Genomic DNA, 18,173 nt, shown 5'->3' with positions numbered 1-18,173 from the left:
TCTGCGCCTGAGGTAGCTCCCACACACGATTTCACCGTATGTTCGACCGCATGGACGCTCTCGACCACGGCATCATCGACGTGCTCCGCGAGAACGGGCGCGCGGGCTACGGCGACATCGGCGAGATCGTGGGGTTGTCGGCCTCGGCGGTCAAACGGCGCGTCGACCGCCTCGTCGCCGACCGGGTCATCCGCGGTTTCACGATCCAGGTCGATCCCGCCGTCGACGGGCTCGCGACCGAGGCCTACGTCGAGCTGTTCTGCCGCGGCACCGTCGCGCCCGACGAGCTGCGGCGCATCCTCTCCGATGTTCCCGAAGTGGTGGATGCGGGCACCGTCACGGGTTCGGCCGACGCGATCGTGCACATGCGCTCGCGCGACATTCCGTCTCTCGAGCTCGCTCTCGAGCGCGTGCGCATCGCCCCCAACGTCGACCACACGCGCAGCGCGATCGTGCTCTCGCGACTCATCCATCGCCAGCACGACTGACGTCGACACGGGCGATCGAGCGCGCGCCGATGTCGGGCCCGCGCGTCAGCTCAGGATGTCTTTCGTGAGAAAGCGGCCGTAGGCGAGCGCCCCGAACACGGCGACGTACCCGGCTTGCAGCAGCGCGTTGTCTCCGAACGACTGCCACGAGATCGGGTCGCGCAGGATGTCGGCGAACCCGAGCCAGTGCTCGGTGAAGAGCCACGGGTGCAGCCACGACAGCTGCGGCAGTTGGCCGAGGATCTGCGCGGCGACCGACACCGTGACGGTCGCCGCCATCGCTCCGACGGGGACGTCGGTGAGGGTCGAGATGAACAGTCCGACAGCCGAGAGACCGAGCAACGAGATGGCGACGTAGGCCCCGATGGCGAGAAAGCGCCCGACGGTTTCGCTCACGGGGATGGTGCCTCCCGAGAGCAGGGTGATCGGACCGATCGGAAAGAGCAGCGCGCCGATGGCGATGCCGACGACGATGACCGTGAGGGCCGCGACGGCACAGAAGGTCGCGGCGCCGAGGAACTTGACGAGAAGGAGCTTCGCCCGTCCGGCGGGGGCGATGAGGAGGTAGCGCAGGGTTCCGTGCCCCGCCTCCCCCGCGATCGTGTCGCCCGCGACCACACCGATCGTGAGGGGGAGGAAGAGCGGCGTTGCGACGACCATGGCCGTGACGACGACGAAGAGACCGTTGTCGGTGATCTGACCGAGGAACGCCGGCCCGCCACCACCCCCGCTCGACGACAGTCGGATCGCGACGGCGATGAGGATCGGGATGAGTGCGACGGCCGCGAGCATCGCCAGGGTGCGGCGACGGCGGAAGAGCACGGTGATCTCCGACCACACGAGCGGGGCGAGCCTCGGGCGCCGCGCCTGCACCACGCCGGTCTCCACCCGCGCACCGCGCCGGTCACCGCGCGGATCGTCACCGGGCGGACCGCGGCGATCGTCACTGGACGACATCGAAACCCTCCCCCGTGAGCGCGACGAACCGCTCCTCGAGACTCGGTCGCGCCACCGTGAATCCCCGCACTCGCACGCCCGCGGCGACGAGGGCGTCGACGATGCGGTCGGGGTCGTCGAGGTCGATCGTCGAGCTCCCGACGACGGTCGGCGACGAGTCTGCACCTCCGACCTCGGGCACGACGAGACCGAACGACTCGAGAACCCGGCGAGCATCGCCGATGTCAGGGGTCTGCACGCGCACGAGGGTGTCGCCGGCGCCCCGCACCTCGTCGATGCTCCCTTGCGCCACGAGGCTGCCCGCGCTCATGACGGCCGCGTGGGTGCACATCTGGTCGATCTCGGCGAGGAGGTGGCTCGACACGAAGACCGTGGTGCCGTCGGCCGCGAACGACCGGATGAGTGACCGCACTTCCCGGGTCCCCTGGGGGTCGAGCCCGTTGGTCGGCTCGTCGAGCACGAGGAGGTCGCGCGGGGAGAGCAGGGCGTTCGCGAGCCCGAGGCGCTGCTTCATGCCGAGGGAGTACGCGTGCACCCTCTTCGACGCGGCGTGACTCAGCCCGACCCGGTCGAGGGCGTCGGCGACCCGGCTCCGGCGTGTTCGCGACGATGCGCGGCCGTCGGCCGTGTCCAGGCGGTGGAGGTTCGCGGCTCCCGACAGGAACGGGTAGAACGCCGGCCCCTCGACGAGCGCCCCGACGCGCGGCAGCACCGTCGCGAGTCGCTCGGGCATGCTTTCGCCGAGCACCGTGACCGCACCGGATGTCGGCGCCACGAGCCCGAGCATCATGCGGATGCTCGTGGTCTTGCCCGAGCCGTTGGGTCCGAGAAAACCGAACACCGTCCCCCGGGGCACGGCGAGGTCGATGCCGCTCACGGCCATTTGCGTGCCGAAACGTTTGGTGAGCGCATCCGTCTCGATCGCGAGGGAGTCGGCGCGACTCGGGGTCACCCTGCGGCCGCCGCCTGGAGCACGCTCACGGGCACGGCGCCCGCGAGCACCCGCCCGTCGTCGGTCAGCAACACAGACACGAGGGCGGTCGAGAACGCCCGGCCGCCGTCGACCGCGGTCGTCGCGGTGTCGAAGAGCGGGGATTCCGCGAGTTCGGCGGGAACCTCGACGTCGCCCAATTCGACGACGGTCGACCATCCCGAACCGATCACGGTGGGGGCGCCACTCTCGTCGCCACCCGTCTCGGGCACCGCCCGGTCGCCGGATGGCCCGGTCGGCAGAGCCTTCTCGGTCACGGTCGCACCCTCCGGTGGAGTGAACTCGAAGACGGAGGCGTCGGGGGTCTCGAGGGTGATCTCGGTGAATGCCGAGCGGAACACGGGATCGGCGGCACCGACCGCCCGAACCTCGACGGCGAGCGCGAGGCCCGTCTCGGCGTCGATCGAGACCGACACGGAGTCGACGAGAGTGTCGGCGTCGTCGGGGTCGAGTCGCAGCTCGTACGCCGCGCGCCCAGCGACCTCGGACTCGCTACCGACCGAGATCTCGGTCGACTCGTCCACTGCCGCGTAGAGCTCGTCGGCGAGTTCGGCGGGAGAGCGATCGAGGCTCTCGATGTACCGCTCCTTCTCGGCCCGGGCGTCTGCCGCGACCCCCTCGGGCACGTCGGGGAGGGTCACGTGTGTGGCGGTCTGATCGGTCGAGCTGTAGAACCACACGTCGTCACCGGAGCGGATGAGGTTGCGCTCGGCGAGAGGATCGAGCACCTGGAGTCGCGCGCGCTCGGCGCCGTCGACCCACACGCGAGCCGTGTGGCTTCCCGTCGCGAGGTCGAGCATCGAGGCGAGGTCGCTATCGGACCCCGTCGCGTCGGGAGAGTCGGTCGATCCGAGAGCGGAGAGGTCGGGCAAGCCGAGCTCCGAGGTCTGCTCGACGGTTCCCGCGAACGCGTCGACGTCGGCCGCCGCCGCGAAGTCGAGGAGTTCCCGAGGAGACTTCTCCGGCAGATCGCCCGCTGCCGTCGCACCGAGAGGGGCGACGATCACGCCGGCCGCGATGATTGCGGGCACGGCGGCTGCCGGCACCCATTTGGTCCATTTTCTTGTCATGACTGCGCACTCCTGAGCGACCCTGCCGAGCGGGGGATGGTGTCGTCACGATACGCCCGCAAACTGCGAATTCCGCGGGCCCGAAGCGGACTGTCAGCGTTCGCCGTCGCCGCGTTCGCGCTCGCGCTCCTCGCGGATCTCCTCGATCGTGATCACGGCGTTGATGAGCGCGATGTGGCTGAGCCCCTGGGGCAGGTTGCCGAGGAACTCGCCGGTCTCGGCGTCGATCATCTCGGAGTAGAGACCCACGTCGTTCGCGAGACCGATGAGGTCGTCCATGCGGGCGACAGCCTCGTCGAGGCGACCGACGCACGCGAGCGCGGAGGCGAGCCAGAACGCGCACGCGACGAAGGTCCCCTCCTCGTGCTGCATCCCCGAGTAGCGGTAGACGAGCGACCCGCGCCCGAGTTCTCTCGCGATCGTGTCGATCGTCTTCGACATGCGCTCCCCGCGGTCGAAACCGCTCGGCGCGTGCAGGAGCACGGAGGCGTCGAGCTCGTCACTACCCGGATACATCGTGTAGGCCTGGCGTGATTCCGACCATCCGTGCTCGTGGATCCACGCGGCGATGCGGTCGCGCTCGGCGACCCAGCGCTCCGAGCCTCCGGGAATCTGGCCGAGCTCGCACAGGTGCACCGCCGCGTCGAGGGCTTGCCAGCATCCCATCTTCGACGACGTGTAGTGCCGCTCCTCGGGGAGCTCCCAGATGCCCGCGTCGCTCTGCTGCCACGTGTCGCACGTGCGGTCGGCGACGGAGGCGAGCAACCGGCCGGTCTCGGCGTCGAGCACGTTGCCGTCGTCGACGTACAACCTCATGAGGTCGAAGAGGTCGCCGTAGATTCCGAGCTGGAGCTGCCCCTGAGCGTCGTTCCCGACGGTGACGGGACCGTGGTCGCGCCATCCCGGAACCTCCGGATACGACGACCCCTCGGGAACCCCGCCGTCGAGGGAGTAGAAGACGTAGAGTTCGGGGCCGTGCCGGCGGATGGTCGTGAGCATCCACGACACCGCGGCGTGGGTCTCCTCCCGCAGACCGAAGCGGATGAGCGCGTGCGCCGTGTAGGCGAGGTCGCGAACCCACGCGTACCGGTAGTCCCAGTTCTTCTCCGCGGTGTGGGACTCCGGGAGCGATGTCGTGCCCGCTGCCGCGATCGACCCCGTGGGGCTGTGGATGAGGAGCTTGAGCGCGAGGGCGCTGCGGTGCACGGCGTCGGGCCATGCCCCCTCGTAGGAGAACTCTCTCGACCAGAACGTCCAGTTGTCGACGGTGCGGTCGATGCCCTCGTCGACGATCTCGGGCGTGAGCATGCGGAGCGGCTCGTCTTTCGTCGCGGCGAGAACGACGAGGTGGCGCGATTGCGGGGAGGTCGTGAAGGCTCCGCTCACGCTCTGCGGCTCGGGCTCGAACGGGCCATGGTCGAGACCGCGCACGCCGAGCATGACGCCGTCGACGCGGATGATCGGACCGTGCACCGTGGTCTGCACCCAGGGGGAAGCCGCCTTGAAGGCGGTGCCGGGGGCCACGGTCCAGCGCATCGCGACCTCGCCGTCGACGCCCTCGATCCGTCGCGCGAGTTCGGACCACGGCAACCGCCCCGCCACTCCCGTGACGAGAGCGTCGGTCACGCGCACGGTTCCGGAGTCGGTCGCGAACGTCGTCTCGAGCACGTTGGTTCCGGGCAGGTAGCGCCTCTCGACGCGGAAATCGTCGACGGGGCGCAACTCGATGCGTCCGCCGTGCGGCGCATCGAGGATCGCCGCGAACACGGGAGGGTCGGTGAGGTTGGGGGTGGGAAACCAGTCGACCGCCCCGTCGGTCGCGATGAGCGCGACCGTGCGCCCGTCACCGATGGCCGCGTATGACCGCAGGTCGGCGTAGCCGTCGACCCGGTCGGCCGACCCCGCGCGATCGGATGACGCGGCGGCGGGGGTTGTCTCTGATATCACTCGTGCTCCTCGACCGGCGGGGCCGGTTGCAACGGCGGATGGGGGAGGGCGAAAGTAGAAGGCCCCGCCCGCGCCGGGATCCACCGGAACGGACGGGGCCTGTCTGGTGTGTCTAGTGGGAGACGTCGCCGCGCCACTCGCCGGTGGGGGCGGGGGCATCCTCGATGAACTTCTTGAAGTTCTTGAGGTCGGACTTGATGACGTGGTCGTCGACACCGAAGACGGCGCCGACCTTCTCGAGGAAACCCTCGGCCTCCCAATCGAGCTGCACGGTCACGCGCGAGGTCGTGTCGCTGAGGCGGTGGAACGTGACCACGCCGGCGTGGTTCTCTTCGCCGCCGACACTGTTCCACGCGACGCGCTCGTCGGGGTGCTGCTCGGTGATCGTCGCGTCGAACTCGCGCTCGGCGCCCGCGATCTTGATCTTCCAGTGCGTGTGGGTGTCGTCGATCTGGGTGATCGAGTCGACGTAGCTGAGGAAGTGCGGGAAGGTCTCGAACTGGGTCCACTGGTTGTAAGCGACGCTCACGGGAACGTTGACGTCGACGGTCTCGATGACTTGAGCCATGGTGTTCTCTTTTCTTCTCTTGTTGTCGGTCGGGGAGGGAGTCGGGGAGTCAGAGGGCGAACCGTGCACGCGCTTCATTCAGCGAGCGCAGTGCCCGCTCACGAGATCTGCTCAGCAACCACTCAACCAAACGAATGTGGGTGTCTGCCGTGTGTTCCGGTATCGATCGCGAAGACCCCGCCCGAGAGCGGATGCTCGCGCAACTGCTCTTCGGTGAGGTTCTCCCGGGCGCTCGCCACGAAGAGGGTCGAGAGGTCGGCGCCCCCGAAGGCGACGGACGTGATGTTCGGCACCGGGAGTGCGACGACGAGATCCTCGACGCCGTCGGGGGTGTAGCGCACGACTCGCCCCTCCCCGTAGAGGCCGCTCCAGACATATCCCTCGACATCGAGGGTCAACCCGTCGTGCGGCTCCCCCTGATGGAAGGGCTCGACATCGCCGATCTCCCCCGCGACCGAGTAGTCGCCCACGTAGATCGTGCTCACCGCGGTGTCGGTGAAGAAGATGCGTGAACCGTCGTCGCTGAAGTCGATGCCGTTCGCGGTGCCGAAGCCGCCGCGCAGCACCCGCACGTCACCCCCGACCCCGACCGAGTAGAACGCGCCGTCGGGGGTTCCGGCGAAGTCCATCGACCCGGTGATCCAGCGACCGGAGGGGTCGGCCTTGCCCTCGTTGAGCCGCATCCCGCCGTGGGCGTGCTCGATGCGCGCAACCTCTCGCACGACGACCCCCGCGTCGTCGAGCAGCACCACTCGGTCGCCGAGTGACGCGACCAAGCCCCCGCCCGCGGCGGGGTGGAACGACGCGAGCGGTGGGGGCACCCTCACGACCTCGTCGGCGCTGCCGTCGACGGGGCCGTCGATCGGGCTGCGATGGAGCGTGCCCGCCGTGATGTCGCACCACAGCACGGCGTTCGCGGCGGCATCCCACACGATGCTCTCGCCGAGGATGGCGGCGCTGTCACGGAACAGTCGGGGAACGCTCACGGGGTTTGTCATCGGGGAAGCCTACGGTGAGCACATCCCCCCAACTAAGGAGCACGAGATGGATCTCGGAATCAGTGGACGCACCGCCCTCGTGAGCGGCGCAGACTCGGGCATCGGCTGGCACACGGCCCGCTTGCTCCTCGAGGAGGGCGCGACCGTCGTCGTGACCGACCTCGACCAGTCGAGCCTCGACGACGCCGCCGCGAAGCTCGACTCCGCGGAGGGGAAGCTCTTCGCCTTCGCGGCCGATGTCACGAGCGTCGACTCGATCGCGTCACTGCGGTCGAGCGTCGAGGGCGCCGTGGGAGAGATCGACATCCTCGTGCAGTCTGCGGGCATCACGGGCGCCCAGGGGCTCTTCCACGAGATCGACGACGAAGGCTGGACGAAGACCATCGAGGTCGACCTCATGGGTCCGGTCCGTCTCATCAGCGCTTTCCTGCCCGCCCTGCGCACGGGCGGATGGGGGCGCATCGTGCTGCTCGCGTCAGAGGACGCCGTGCAGCCCTACGACGACGAGATCCCCTACTGCTCGGCGAAAGCGGGAGTGCTCGCCCTCATGAAGGGGCTCTCCCGCAGCTACGCGTCGGAGGGTCTGCTCGTGAACGCGGTCTCGCCCGCCTTCATCCGCACACCCATGACCGACGCGATGATGGAGAAGCGCTCGAAGGAGCTCGGCACCTCGGTCGACGAGGCGATCGAGTCGTTCTTGAGCGACGAGCGCCCCTACATGGAGCTCGGGCGCCGCGGCGAGGCCGAAGAGGTCGCGAGCGTCATCGCGTTCCTGTGCTCCGATCGCGCGAGCTTCGTGAACGGGTCGAACTACCGCGTCGACTCGGGCTCGGTCGCCACGATCTAGCGTTCGGGCACGCTGTCAAGGCCGTTTCCCGAGGGCGCGGTCACGCGTACGGTGGGCGCTATGACTGACAACGCGAGCGACCCCACCGACACCACCGCGACCGACAGCACCGGCGGCTCGACCGGCTCAGACGCCCTCGACCCGTCGAAGCACGACGACAGCTCGACAGACACCGGCAAGAACGAGGATGTCGTCGACGGCTCCGGCCACGGCGAGGCGGAGTCGGGCGAAGACACCGTCTCGGGCGGACCCGCGTAGACACCCGATCAGTTCGACGGCCCCCGCTCCCGAGCGGGGGCCGTCTGTCGTTTCGCCCCGAGCGTGAGGCATTCGGTCGACACGCGGTCGATCGTCAGGCTTCGGACGGCAATCGGCCGAGGCGCACCGCGTCGACGAGAGCGGAGTGGTCCCGCTCGGTCTGGTCGGCGTAGAGCTTCGCGAATCGGGCGAAAGCGACATCCGCCTTGGCGCTCCCGCCGAGGTATCCGGCGATCATCGACGCTCCGCTCGTGCGCGCGTGACCCTTGGCGAGCAGCCGCCCGCACACCGCGACGTAGTCGGTCATGCCCGCGGCCCCGATGCTGTCGATCGGCACGGTGCCCTTCATGTTGCGGAACTGGCGCACGTAATACTGGCGTCCGGCGACCGTCGTCCACCCGAGCAGGGGGTCACTCACCGTCTGCAGCGCCTGCTGGTATTCGACGACGCGCTGACCCTGGTGGGCGTGCCATGCCGAATCGCCGTGCACGTGGGGCGCGACGACCGAGCGGCGCGCTTGCTTGAGCTGCAGGAAGATCACGTCGTCGGGACTGCTGCCCTCGCACAGCGCGACGTAGGCCCGCAGCCCGACGCTTCCGACGCCGACGACCTTGTGGGCGAAATCGACGAGCGTGTATCCCCCGACGACGCGCCGCCAGTGCGGGGTGAGCGTCTCGAGGTATTCGTCGAGTCCCGCCGCGAGCACGTCGGCGTCGTCGTCGTCGAGGTGGGTGATGAGCGGGGGCTCCTCGACGATCCGGCGACGGCCGCCCTCCTCGGTCGCGAATCGCGGCAGGGCGCGGTCGCTCGTGCGCTTGCGCGCGCGCGTCGCCGCCTTATCGACACCGCGGTGAAGCGAGGCGTCGGTGATGACGGATTGCAGGGCGTCGACATCCACTCGCTCGAACGATCGCGAGAGCAACGGCTTCGTCGAGAGGTCGGCGATCTGATGGCGGTAGCTCCCCACGCACGACAGCACGGCCGCTTCGCACTGGTCCTCGCTGAAGCCGTTCTGCCGACCGGCGACCCAGATGCTCGCGGCGAGGCGCCGGAGATCCCACTCCCACGATCCCGGGTGCGCTTCGTCGAAGTCGTTGAGGTCGATCACGAGGTCTCGCTCGGGCGACGCGTAGAACCCGAAGTTGCCCACGTGGGCGTCGCCGCAGATGACGGGCGTGATGCCGGTCGCGGGGAGCGCCGCGAGGTCTTCGGCCATCACGACGGCGCTTCCGCGCAGAAAACCGTATGGGGATGCGAGCATCCGCCCCACTCGCAGCGGAACGAGTCGATCGAGCCTGCCCTCGTGCGAGCGGATGATCGACTCGATGGGGTCGACGCGATCGTGCGGCGCCGTCCAGTCGCCGAGCGTCGACCGCGGCACGTCTTTGCGCATCGCCTTGCCGAGCGCGACCCTCTCGGTGCGCGGGGTCGGCCGGTGTCGCAGCGAGGCGTAGGCGTCACCGCTCACCGCGCGATGCACGACGTGTCCCGTCGGGGCTATCGAGTCGTCGGGAAGCGTCGCCATGTGTCTACTGTGTCAGGTCGACCGCGGGTCGCCGCGCGAGTCACGCGCCGGGGCGCACCGCGTCGAACGCCGTGCGCACGAGCGCGACGGCGTCGTCGACCTCGACGTCGAGGTGCAGCATGCGGCGGGCGAATTCGAGGGATGCCTCGTGCGCGAGACGAGCGCTCCCCTCGCCGGGCGCGGCCACGAACGAGCCGCTCCGCCCCCGCGTCACGATGACGCCGTCGCTCTCGAGCGCACGGTAGCTCTTGGCGACCGTGTTGACCGCGACACCGAGCTCGGCCGCGAGCTGCCGCACCGTGGGGAGTTTCGACCCCGCGAGCATCCGCCCGTCGCGCACGGCGTCGACGACGCACAGGCGCACCTGTTCGAACGGCGGCACTGACGACTTCGGGTCGATCGAGATGGGCACGGTCATGCGTCGAGTTAACCCGGGGTGGCCGCTGAGCGCACACGCGACGGCCCGCTCGTCGCAAAACGATCATTCCCTGTGAGCGGCTGATCTAGAATAATTCCAAGTAACGTCACGGCCTGTCGTCCGCGGTTGTGAGGAGAGGCATGAACATGGGCAAGCTCATCTACGGTCCCCAGGGGTCCGAGATCACGATCGACGACAACACCCTCTCTCACGTGAAGGCCGTGGTGATCGCGAAGCTGCGACGCCGGGAGAACTTCGCGTTCTCGTGGCACGGAGACGACTCGAGCGAGTACGGCCGCACCACGATCTGGATCAGCCACTCGATTCCCCTGCAGTTTCTCTTCGATGACGCCGCGCAGCCGGAACTGAACCGCCGCTGGGTCGAACTGCTCGTCAAGTCTGCGGACTCCCCGGCCGGGCTCCATCTGCTGCCCGAGCCCGCAGCCGCCGAGCCCGCGACGGTCTGATCGCGGCCTGACCCGGCCTGGCTCGGAGTCACTACCCACTCGAAAAGAAGCGGCCGCGAGCACGACTTTCGGGTTCGTGCCCGCGACCGAATCTTGTATCCAGCGGATCGGGCATCCGGTGGAGGGGGCGGAACCGGGGGAAGTTCCGCCGGATCAAGCTTGGGGGACAAGCCGTGTCCGCACAATGCCCCACATGGCACCAGTTCGGGGGGTGCCCGAATGATGCGGCCCGTGGGTGCGTAATATTCGCGGATGCCCGACACCGGTCGCTGAGAATGGAGCCATGACGACAGCCTCCGACACCTCCGTTCTCACCCTCCCGGTTCTCGACCTCAGCCGACTCGACGACGGCGAGGCCGAAGCCGACGCCTTCCGCGCCGAACTACGACAGGCGACCCACGACTACGGGTTCTTCTATCTCACGGGTCACGGGGTGCCCGACGATCTCGTCGAGAGCGTCATGAGCACCGCGCGCTCGTTCTTCGCCCTTCCCGAAGCCGACAAGCTCGCGATCGAGAACCTCCAGAGCCCGCACTTCCGCGGCTACACGCGGGTGGGTGGCGAGCTGACCCAGGGCAAGGTCGACTGGCGCGAGCAGATCGACATCGGCCCCGAGCGTGCCGCGGTGCCGAAGGCGCCGGGAACCCCCGACTACTTCGTGCTCCAGGGGCCCAACCAGTGGCCGACCGCCCTGCCCGAACTCGAGCAGAACATCACCCGGTGGCACGACGAGCTCAGCGCCGTGGCCCTCAAACTCATGCGCGCGTGGGCCGTCTCCCTCGGCGCCGACGAGCACGTCTTCGACGACGCCTTCGCGACCGACTCGTCGACGCTCATCAAGATCGTGCGCTACCCGGGCAAGTCCGACCCCGAGCCGAAGCAGGGAGTGGGCGCACACAAGGACTCGGGCGTGCTCACCCTGCTCTACGTCGAGGAGGGCAAGGCCGGTCTGCAGGTCGAGAAGGACGGGGAGTGGATCGACGCGCCGCCCCTCGACGGCGCGTTCGTCGTCAACATCGGCGAGCTCCTCGAGGTCGCGACCAACGGCTACCTCAAGGCGACCGTGCACCGCGTGATCTCGCCGAGCATCGGAGACGACCGCATCTCGATCCCGTTCTTCTACAGCCCCGCCCTCGACGGAACCATCCCCGTGCTCCCGCTCCCCGACGGGCTCGAGGCTCCGGGAATCTCGGTCGACCCGCAGAACCCGATCTTCTCGACCTACGGGGAGAACGCCCTCAAGAGCCGCTTGCGCGCGCACCCCGATGTCGCCGCCATCCACCACCCGGAGTTGCTCGCCCCCTGAACGAGCGGATGTCGTCGACCGCGTCGTGATCGCGGTCGGCGACCTCTAGGGCTGCAGCCTCTCGAGGTGCCACCCGCCGGCCTCCGCGGTGAACCGGAGTCGATCGTGCAGGCGTGACGTGCGGCCGTGCCAGAACTCGATCTCGCTCGGCGTCACGCGGAACGCGCCCCACCCCTCGGGCCTCGGCACGGGCCGCTCGCCGGCGAATCGGGTCTCGAGTTCGCGCACTCGTGCTTCGAGTTCGTCTCGGCTCGTGATCGGTTGCGACTGCTCGCTCGCGAGCGCCGCGATCTGGGATCCTCGGGGTCGAGCGGCGAAGTAGGCGTCACTGACGTCCGCCGATGCGGGTGTCGCGTGCCCGACGACGACCACTTGTCGCTGCATCGAGAACCACGGGAAGACGATCGAGACCGCGGGGTTCGCGAGCAGCGCGCGGCCCTTGCGCGAGGAGTAGTTGGTCACGAACTCGAAGCCGGTGGCGTCGAGCCCCTTGAGCAGCACCGTGCGACTGCTCACCGTTCCCCCGGCATCGACCGTGCTCACGATCATCGCGTTGGGCTCGTAGAGGCCGTGGGCCTCGGCATCCTCGAGCCAGCGCCGGAATGTGGCCATCGGGTCGGTGCCGACATCGGCCTCGTCGAGAGGCTCCGACCCGTAGTCGGTGTGGCGGTCGAGCGAGTCCATGGGGTCCCCGTCAGGCGTCGTGTTCTGGTCGGTCTTCGGTGCTCGGTGGTCTGCGACCGGGGCGTCAGTCGCTCGTGGCGAAGTCGCCGGGCAAGACCTCGTGGGCTCCCGCGAAGGGGTTGCCGAACCGGTGCGCGGTGATGCTCACCGATTGCTCCCGCAGGAACGGCAGCAGTTCGATGCGCCCCTCGGTCGTCACGGGGCCGGCGTAGATCGCGACGTCGGGCGAACCGCCGACGGCCGCGGCGAGGTCGGAGGCCGATCCGCCGATGAGGCGGATGCGCTCGGGCAGCTCCCCCGCGTGCAAGCGCGCGGCGAAGGCGGCGTCGGTCTCGACGACGAGGTCGTCGATCTCGAGCGGGGTGTCGTCGGCACGGAAGAGCGACACGAGCCCCGCGGCCACGGGTGTCGCCGAACTCACCGTGACCGTCGCGCGCGCGCGGGTCGCCGCCGCGAGGATGCGCACGAGGTCGGCGGGAGCAGAGCCGTCGGCGAGGCGCACCGTCACGCGCGCACGGCGGTAGCGGAACACGTTTCGCTCCGACGGGATCGCCGAGACGTCCCGCTCGACGTCGAACTCGGTCGCCCACGCCTTCTCGTCGCTGCGCGCGGCCGCACGCACGCGATCGAACTCGACGAAGTCCATCGCCGGTTGCGCCGCCTCGATCACGCGGGCGACGCGACCGCTCACTCCCGAGAGCACGACGGAGCTCGACGGCTCTGCGGTCACGGGCGCCACGCCTCCGAGGGTGAACAGGTAGTTGGGGCCACCCGCCTTCGCGCTCGTGCCGACGGTCGACCTCTTCCAGCCTCCGAAGGGCTGACGGCGCACGATCGCCCCGGTGATCCCCCGGTTGACATAGAGATTTCCCGCTTCGACGGCGTCGGCCCACTGCGCGACCTCGTCGCTGTCGAGAGAGTGGATGCCCGCGGTGAGGCCGTAGTCGGAGGCGTTCTGCAACTCGATCGCCTCATCGAGGCTCGCGGCGCTCATGATGCCGAGCACGGGACCGAAGTACTCGGTGCGGTGGAACTCGCTCCCCGGTGCGACGCCGTCGCGCACCCCCGGCGACCACAGGCGACCAGACGTGTCGAGCTTGCGCGGCTCGACGAGCCAGGTCTCCCCCTCTCCGAGTCGGGTCAGGGCGCCCAGGAGTTTGCCCGACGGCTCCTCGATGACGGGACCCATGACGGTCGTCGCGTCGTGCGGCCACCCGACCCTCAGGGTGCGCACCGAGTCGACGAGCTGGCGGCGGAACCGCTCCGATCGCGCGACCGATCCGACGAGGATCACGAGAGACGCGGCCGAGCACTTCTGCCCCGCGTGACCGAAGGCGCTGCGCACGACATCGGCGACAGCGAGGTCGAGGTCGGCGCTCGGAGTCACGACGATCGCGTTCTTGCCACTCGTCTCGGCGAGCACGGGGAGGTCGGGGCGCCAACTGCGGAAGAGGGCGGCGGTCTCCCAACCGCCCGTGAGGATCACGCGGTCGACGTGCGGGTGAGCCACGAGTTCGCGCCCGAGGTCGCCCTCCTCGATGTCGACGAACGAGAGGATGTCGCGCGGAACCCCGCTCGCCCACAGGGCGGAGACCATGACCGCAGCGCTGCGGCGGGCTTGCGGCGCCGGCTTGATGATGACGCCCGAGCCCGAGGCGAGGGCCGCGAGAACGCTCCCGGCGGGGATCGCGACGGGGAAGTTCCAGGGCGGCGTCACGACGATGAGCTTCGACGGCACGAACGTCGCCGACTCGAGCCTGTCGAGGTCTTCGGCGCGATCGGCGTAGTAGCGCGCGAAGTCGATCGCTTCGCTCACTTCGACGTCGCCCTCGGCGATGGTCTTGCCGGTCTCGGCCGCCATGACCTCGATGAGGTCGGCGCGAGCGTCTTCGAGCCCGTCGGCTGCGGCGCGGAGAACCCTCGCGCGCGTCTCGCCGCGACGCTCCCCCCACGCGGACCCTGCCGCCGCAGTGCTTCGGATGATGGTCTCGAGACTCGTCGAGTCGTCGATGCGCGCGGACTCGACGACATCCGCTCCGAGGCGGGAGCCCGGCACCCTCGAGAGGATGCGCGCGGCCCAGGCCCGGTTGGCGGCGACGGCCGGGTCGGTGTCCGCCGTGTTCGCGAACGACTCCGGAGCCGGGGCCGCGGGGTGGGCCCGGTTCTGCACGCGGTGGGATGCGGGCACGCTCGGCTCGAGGCGCGTCAGGGATTCGAGGAACCTCTCGGCCTCCCGATCGAAGATCTCGGGCGACGTGCGCAGTTCGAAGACTCCCGACATGAAGTTCTCGGTGCTCGCGTTCTCTTCGAGCCTCCGCACGAGATACGAGATCGCGGAGTCGAACTCCGTCGGGCGCACGACGGGCGTGTAGAGCAGGAGCCCGCCGACATCGCGGCGCACGGCATCCGCTTGACCCGTGGCCATGCCGAGAAGCATCTCGAAGTCGATGCGTGATTCGACTCCGCGGTGTTTCGCGAGCAGCCACGCGAACGCGACATCGAAGAGGTTGTGGCCCGCGACCCCGATGCGCACGGCATCGGTGCGCTCGCGCGTGAAAGCCCAGTCGAGCACGCGCTTGTAGTTGGTGTCGGTCTCGACCTTCGACGAGTAGGTCGCGAGCGGCCAGTGGTGCATCTCGGAGTCGACGTGCTCCATCGCGAGATTCGCGCCCTTCACGACCCTGACCTTGATTCCCGCCCCGCCGCGAGCGCGCCGCGCGGTCGCCCACTCGGTGAGCCCCTGGAGTGCCGAGAGGGCGTCGGGCAGGTAGGCCTGCAAGACGATGCCCGCCTCGAGACCGACGAGCCGCGGGTTGTCGAGGATGCGTTCGAAGACCGCGATCGTGAGGTCGAGGTCGCGGAACTCCTCCATGTCGAGGTTGATGAACTTCGGGGTCGGAGACGACGCCGCGAACTCGTAGAGCGGCGTGAGCCGCTCGACCACGCGAGTCACGGTCTCGTCGAACGCCCACATCGACAGTTGGCTCGCGACAGACGACACCTTGATCGACACGTAGTCGACGTCGTCTCGTTCGAGGAGCTCGCGCGTGCCCGCGAGTCGGCGATCGGCCTCGTCGTCGCCGAGCACGGCTTCGCCGAGGAGGTTGAGGTTGAGCCGCACGTCGTCGGTGCGCAGCTTCTCGATCGCCGGCCCGAGCTTGGTCGGTGTCGCGTCGATGATGAGGTGCCCCACCATGCGACGAAGCACGGCACGCGCGATCGGAACGATCGGCCACGGGATGAGGGGCGCGAATCCGCCGCCGAGCTGGATCGCGAAGCGCATGTACCACGGCAGGAACCTCGGGATCGCGCGCGAGAGCTCCTCGAGATTCTTTCCCGCCACCCGCAGATCTTCGGGCCGCACGACGCGGTCGACGAAGCCGAGAGTGAAGTCGAGCCCGCGGGGATCCTTGAGCACACCCGCAAGCCGTTCGGCCGACGCGTCGGTCGCGACATCCGCGCTCTCGTCGAGCCAGCGGCGCACGGTCGCGATCGTCTGAGACGAGATATCGGGGGGTCGTACTGTCGCTCCAGCGAGCTCATTCGGCATGATCTCGACCCTAAACCTCCCGGCCACGGGTTCGCTGTCGCCCACCCCGCCGTCCCGGGTTTGCGGGCCACCGTTCGCCAGTCAGACTGGCCCCATGAGACTCACGACCCTGCGCATCGACGGCTCCACCCGAGCGGCGATCGTCGACGGCGACTCGACCGTGCTGCTCGACCACGCCGATGTCGGAGACCTCCTCCGGTCGGGGGTCGACCTCGGAGCGCTCGCATCGACGGGTGAGCGCGGCCCCGATTTCGCCGGCGCCGACCTCGCGCCGCTCATCGTCACCCCGGGCAAGATCGTGTGTGTCGGGCAGAACTATCGCGGGCACATCGCGGAGCTCGGAAACACGGTGCCCGACCACCCGACCCTGTTCGCGAAGTACACGACGGCTCTCGTCGGAGCGCGCGACGACATCCGCTTGCCCACCGTTTCGGAGCAGGCCGATTGGGAGGCCGAACTCACGATCGTGATCGGCACGGCCGTGTCGAACGCGGATGCAGCGACTGCGCGCGCCGCTATCGCCGGCTACACGGTGTCGAACGACGTATCGGTGCGCGACTGGCAGCGGCGCACCTCGCAGTTTCTGCAGGGCAAGACCTTCGACGCCACGACTCCACTCGGACCCGTGCTCGTGACTGTCGACGAGATCGGCACCGAGCCGGACCTGCGAATCGAAACGCGAGTGGACGGCGTGGTGAAACAGTCGTCGTCGACATCGGACATGCTCTTCGGTGTCGTCGAGATCGTCGAGTACGTCTCGCAGTGCATGAGCCTCGCCCCCGGCGACGTCATCCTCACGGGAACGCCGGCGGGCGTCGGTGCCGGCCGCGACCCGCAGGAGTTCCTCGCGCCGGGGATGGTCGTCGAGTGCTCGATCGAGCGCATCGGGTCGACGCGGAACACGTGCGTGCGCGCCGGAAGCGCCGCCTGACGCGGCGCTTCCGGACGCGCCAGGCTCAGCTCGCGCGCAGCGGGGCGAGCGCGCCCGACCAGGCCTCGAGCTGGTCGAGCATCGGGGTGAGGGTGCTCGCCTGGAAGTCGCGCGGGGTGAACTCCGAGTAGTTGACGAAGTCGTCGGCGAGGGTCAGGGCCACTTGCGAGCGCACCGAGGCGAGCTGCAGTTCTGCGGCGATGAGACGCAGGTTCTCGACCGCGCGCACGCCGCCGACACTGCCGTAGCCGACGAAACCGACGGCCTTGTTGTTCCACTCGCCGTAGATGAAATCGAGGGCGTTCTTGAGTGCGCCGGATGTCGCGTGGTTGTACTCGGGCGTCACGAAGACGTAGCCGTCGAACTCCGCGATCTTGGCCGCCCACGCCTGGGTGTGCGCGTTCGCGTACTGGCCCATCGAAGCGGGAACGGGCTCGTCGAGCATCGGGAGCGCGAACGTCTCGAGGTCGACGAGTTCGTACTCCGCGGTGCCGCGCGTGGCGGCGTTCTCGAGCACCCAGTCGGCGACGGCGGCGCCGTTGCGTCCGGGGCGGGTGGTTCCGACGATGATCGCGATGCGAAGGGCCATGGAGATTCTCCTTGTGTGATGGTTCGACGTGGGCGGCGCGCGTCAGCGAGTGACGATCGGCCGCTGTTCCACTCTGTCGGTGGGGACCTGTGTCGGCGCCGAGAATATCGAGCCGAACGCGATCGACTATATATGCGTATGCATGGGAAGCGGTCGTGTCTCGAGGCGTCGGAGCGATCTCCCCAGCGAGTCAGGGAGTCAGGGAGTCAGGGAGTCAGGGAGTCAGCAGGATGCTCGCGGCGAGAGTCGCGGCGAGGGCGACACCCACGATCGCGAGCGCGCACACGAGCGTGACGATCGTCACGAGCGCGGTCCACGCCGAATTGCGGGGGGCGCCGCCGCGGGCTCGCTCATCGACGTCGGGCCTCGACCGTGCGGCGCCCGTCGGAAACCGGCGCACGGCGACGACGAGGATCGTGCACGTGACCGCGAGCGCGAGCAGCGCCACGGGCGCGGCATCCGCCCGCAGAGCGGCGAGTGCGAGCACGACGCTGACCGCCGCGGCGGCGAGCCCCGTGCGCTGCCACGCGAGGGCCGTGCGCTCCGGTTGGAGCCCGGGGTCGCGCGTCATCCGGTCAC

General features: G+C 69.1%; 18 protein-coding genes. 6 read left to right on the top strand and 12 right to left on the bottom strand.

Annotated elements, in window-relative coordinates; all coding sequences use genetic code 11:
* Positions 1-50 precede the first annotated feature (50 nt).
* On the top strand, positions 51-488 hold the full coding sequence (locus ACLHG5_RS11770; protein WP_411319002.1) for an Lrp/AsnC family transcriptional regulator: 438 nt from the start codon (positions 51-53) through the stop codon (positions 486-488).
* 45 nt (positions 489-533) lie between these two features.
* On the opposite strand, the gene ACLHG5_RS11765 is transcribed toward ACLHG5_RS11770, so the two are convergent.
* From ACLHG5_RS11765 to ACLHG5_RS11740, 6 genes are all read right to left on the bottom strand, one after another.
* Positions 534-1,445: an ABC transporter permease gene (locus ACLHG5_RS11765; protein WP_411318946.1), complete on the bottom strand. Its 912-nt coding sequence runs from the start codon at positions 1,443-1,445 to the stop codon at positions 534-536.
* Complete coding sequence (locus tag ACLHG5_RS11760; protein ID WP_411319001.1) at positions 1,432-2,328, bottom strand: ATP-binding cassette domain-containing protein; 897 nt, start codon at positions 2,326-2,328, stop codon at positions 1,432-1,434. Before ACLHG5_RS11760 ends, ACLHG5_RS11765 begins: the two co-directional genes overlap by 14 nt.
* A gap of 65 nt (positions 2,329-2,393) precedes the next feature.
* Positions 2,394-3,506 (bottom strand): LolA family protein, encoded by a 1,113-nt coding sequence (locus tag ACLHG5_RS11755; protein ID WP_411318945.1) that lies wholly within the window; start codon positions 3,504-3,506, stop codon positions 2,394-2,396.
* Between the two features lie 93 nt (positions 3,507-3,599).
* Positions 3,600-5,453: a glycoside hydrolase family 15 protein gene (locus ACLHG5_RS11750; RefSeq protein ID WP_411318944.1), complete on the bottom strand. Its 1,854-nt coding sequence runs from the start codon at positions 5,451-5,453 to the stop codon at positions 3,600-3,602.
* Between the two features lie 112 nt (positions 5,454-5,565).
* Entirely contained in the window at positions 5,566-6,021 is a 456-nt protein-coding gene (locus ACLHG5_RS11745) for an SRPBCC family protein (protein WP_411316556.1), read from the bottom strand.
* A 122-nt stretch (positions 6,022-6,143) separates the two neighbouring features.
* On the bottom strand, positions 6,144-7,019 hold the full coding sequence (locus ACLHG5_RS11740) for an SMP-30/gluconolactonase/LRE family protein (RefSeq protein ID WP_411316557.1): 876 nt from the start codon (positions 7,017-7,019) through the stop codon (positions 6,144-6,146).
* Positions 7,020-7,065: 46 nt separating this feature from the next.
* Here ACLHG5_RS11740 and ACLHG5_RS11735 point away from each other — a divergent pair, with 46 nt between their 5' ends.
* Both ACLHG5_RS11735 and ACLHG5_RS11730 read left to right on the top strand, forming a co-directional pair.
* Complete coding sequence (locus ACLHG5_RS11735) at positions 7,066-7,866, top strand: SDR family NAD(P)-dependent oxidoreductase (protein ID WP_411318943.1); 801 nt, start codon at positions 7,066-7,068, stop codon at positions 7,864-7,866.
* Between the two features lie 60 nt (positions 7,867-7,926).
* On the top strand, positions 7,927-8,124 hold the full coding sequence (locus ACLHG5_RS11730) for a hypothetical protein (RefSeq protein WP_411316559.1): 198 nt from the start codon (positions 7,927-7,929) through the stop codon (positions 8,122-8,124).
* Between the two features lie 94 nt (positions 8,125-8,218).
* On the opposite strand, the gene ACLHG5_RS11725 is transcribed toward ACLHG5_RS11730, so the two are convergent.
* Complete coding sequence (locus tag ACLHG5_RS11725) at positions 8,219-9,649, bottom strand: DUF2252 domain-containing protein (protein WP_411316560.1); 1,431 nt, start codon at positions 9,647-9,649, stop codon at positions 8,219-8,221.
* A 40-nt stretch (positions 9,650-9,689) separates the two neighbouring features.
* Positions 9,690-10,067, bottom strand: a complete 378-nt coding sequence (locus ACLHG5_RS11720) for a GntR family transcriptional regulator (RefSeq protein ID WP_411316561.1) — start codon at positions 10,065-10,067, stop codon at positions 9,690-9,692.
* A gap of 140 nt (positions 10,068-10,207) precedes the next feature.
* Between ACLHG5_RS11720 and ACLHG5_RS11715 the strand changes: the two genes are divergently transcribed.
* Together ACLHG5_RS11715 and ACLHG5_RS11710 are read left to right on the top strand one after the other, a co-directional pair.
* Positions 10,208-10,534 carry a hypothetical protein gene (locus tag ACLHG5_RS11715; protein WP_411316562.1) on the top strand — a complete coding sequence of 109 codons (327 nt, stop codon included), beginning with the start codon at positions 10,208-10,210 and terminating at the stop codon, positions 10,532-10,534.
* A gap of 283 nt (positions 10,535-10,817) precedes the next feature.
* Positions 10,818-11,840, top strand: a complete 1,023-nt coding sequence (locus ACLHG5_RS11710) for an isopenicillin N synthase family dioxygenase (protein WP_411316563.1) — start codon at positions 10,818-10,820, stop codon at positions 11,838-11,840.
* A 45-nt stretch (positions 11,841-11,885) separates the two neighbouring features.
* Here the strand turns inward: ACLHG5_RS11710 and pdxH are convergent, their stop codons facing one another.
* The gene (gene pdxH / locus ACLHG5_RS11705; protein WP_411316564.1) at positions 11,886-12,524 is read right to left on the bottom strand and encodes a pyridoxamine 5'-phosphate oxidase; all 639 of its coding nucleotides are present in this window, start codon (positions 12,522-12,524) and stop codon (positions 11,886-11,888) included.
* Positions 12,525-12,588: 64 nt separating this feature from the next.
* Positions 12,589-16,074, bottom strand: coding sequence for a bifunctional proline dehydrogenase/L-glutamate gamma-semialdehyde dehydrogenase (locus ACLHG5_RS11700; RefSeq protein WP_411318942.1), 3,486 nt, complete (start codon positions 16,072-16,074; stop codon positions 12,589-12,591).
* Positions 16,075-16,168: 94 nt separating this feature from the next.
* Here ACLHG5_RS11700 and ACLHG5_RS11695 point away from each other — a divergent pair, with 94 nt between their 5' ends.
* Positions 16,169-17,005 carry a fumarylacetoacetate hydrolase family protein gene (locus ACLHG5_RS11695; protein ID WP_411318941.1) on the top strand — a complete coding sequence of 279 codons (837 nt, stop codon included), beginning with the start codon at positions 16,169-16,171 and terminating at the stop codon, positions 17,003-17,005.
* Between the two features lie 25 nt (positions 17,006-17,030).
* Here ACLHG5_RS11695 and ACLHG5_RS11690 read toward each other — a convergent pair whose 3' ends face one another.
* Together ACLHG5_RS11690 and ACLHG5_RS11685 are read right to left on the bottom strand one after the other, a co-directional pair.
* Positions 17,031-17,594 carry an NADPH-dependent FMN reductase gene (locus tag ACLHG5_RS11690; protein WP_411316567.1) on the bottom strand — a complete coding sequence of 188 codons (564 nt, stop codon included), beginning with the start codon at positions 17,592-17,594 and terminating at the stop codon, positions 17,031-17,033.
* 214 nt (positions 17,595-17,808) lie between these two features.
* Positions 17,809-18,165: a DUF202 domain-containing protein gene (locus ACLHG5_RS11685; RefSeq protein ID WP_411316568.1), complete on the bottom strand. Its 357-nt coding sequence runs from the start codon at positions 18,163-18,165 to the stop codon at positions 17,809-17,811.
* Between the last annotated feature and the right edge of the window lie 8 nt (positions 18,166-18,173).

This window comes from Marisediminicola sp. LYQ85 (assembly GCF_046600695.1).
GTDB lineage: Bacteria > Actinomycetota > Actinomycetes > Actinomycetales > Microbacteriaceae > Marisediminicola.
This window is presented reverse-complemented; position numbering and strand designations above follow the sequence as displayed.

Bases quoted from the DNA above. Each gene is read 5' to 3' on its own strand.
- ACLHG5_RS11765 (WP_411318946.1), bottom strand. From the start codon at position 1,445: ATGTCGTCCAGTGACGATCGCCGCGGTCCGCCCGGTGACGATCCGCGC.
- ACLHG5_RS11720 (WP_411316561.1), bottom strand. From the start codon at position 10,067: ATGACCGTGCCCATCTCGATCGACCCGAAGTCGTCAGTGCCGCCGTTC.
- ACLHG5_RS11755 (WP_411318945.1), bottom strand. From the start codon at position 3,506: ATGACAAGAAAATGGACCAAATGGGTGCCGGCAGCCGCCGTGCCCGCA.
- ACLHG5_RS11735 (WP_411318943.1), top strand. From the start codon at position 7,066: ATGGATCTCGGAATCAGTGGACGCACCGCCCTCGTGAGCGGCGCAGAC.
- ACLHG5_RS11685 (WP_411316568.1), bottom strand. From the start codon at position 18,165: ATGACGCGCGACCCCGGGCTCCAACCGGAGCGCACGGCCCTCGCGTGG.
- ACLHG5_RS11745 (WP_411316556.1), bottom strand. From the start codon at position 6,021: ATGGCTCAAGTCATCGAGACCGTCGACGTCAACGTTCCCGTGAGCGTC.
- ACLHG5_RS11700 (WP_411318942.1), bottom strand. From the start codon at position 16,074: ATGCCGAATGAGCTCGCTGGAGCGACAGTACGACCCCCCGATATCTCG.
- ACLHG5_RS11740 (WP_411316557.1), bottom strand. From the start codon at position 7,019: ATGACAAACCCCGTGAGCGTTCCCCGACTGTTCCGTGACAGCGCCGCC.
- pdxH (WP_411316564.1), bottom strand. From the start codon at position 12,524: ATGGACTCGCTCGACCGCCACACCGACTACGGGTCGGAGCCTCTCGAC.
- ACLHG5_RS11710 (WP_411316563.1), top strand. From the start codon at position 10,818: ATGACGACAGCCTCCGACACCTCCGTTCTCACCCTCCCGGTTCTCGAC.
- ACLHG5_RS11730 (WP_411316559.1), top strand. From the start codon at position 7,927: ATGACTGACAACGCGAGCGACCCCACCGACACCACCGCGACCGACAGC.
- ACLHG5_RS11760 (WP_411319001.1), bottom strand. From the start codon at position 2,328: ATGGCCGTGAGCGGCATCGACCTCGCCGTGCCCCGGGGGACGGTGTTC.
- ACLHG5_RS11695 (WP_411318941.1), top strand. From the start codon at position 16,169: ATGAGACTCACGACCCTGCGCATCGACGGCTCCACCCGAGCGGCGATC.
- ACLHG5_RS11690 (WP_411316567.1), bottom strand. From the start codon at position 17,594: ATGGCCCTTCGCATCGCGATCATCGTCGGAACCACCCGCCCCGGACGC.
- ACLHG5_RS11770 (WP_411319002.1), top strand. From the start codon at position 51: ATGGACGCTCTCGACCACGGCATCATCGACGTGCTCCGCGAGAACGGG.
- ACLHG5_RS11715 (WP_411316562.1), top strand. From the start codon at position 10,208: ATGAACATGGGCAAGCTCATCTACGGTCCCCAGGGGTCCGAGATCACG.
- ACLHG5_RS11725 (WP_411316560.1), bottom strand. From the start codon at position 9,649: ATGGCGACGCTTCCCGACGACTCGATAGCCCCGACGGGACACGTCGTG.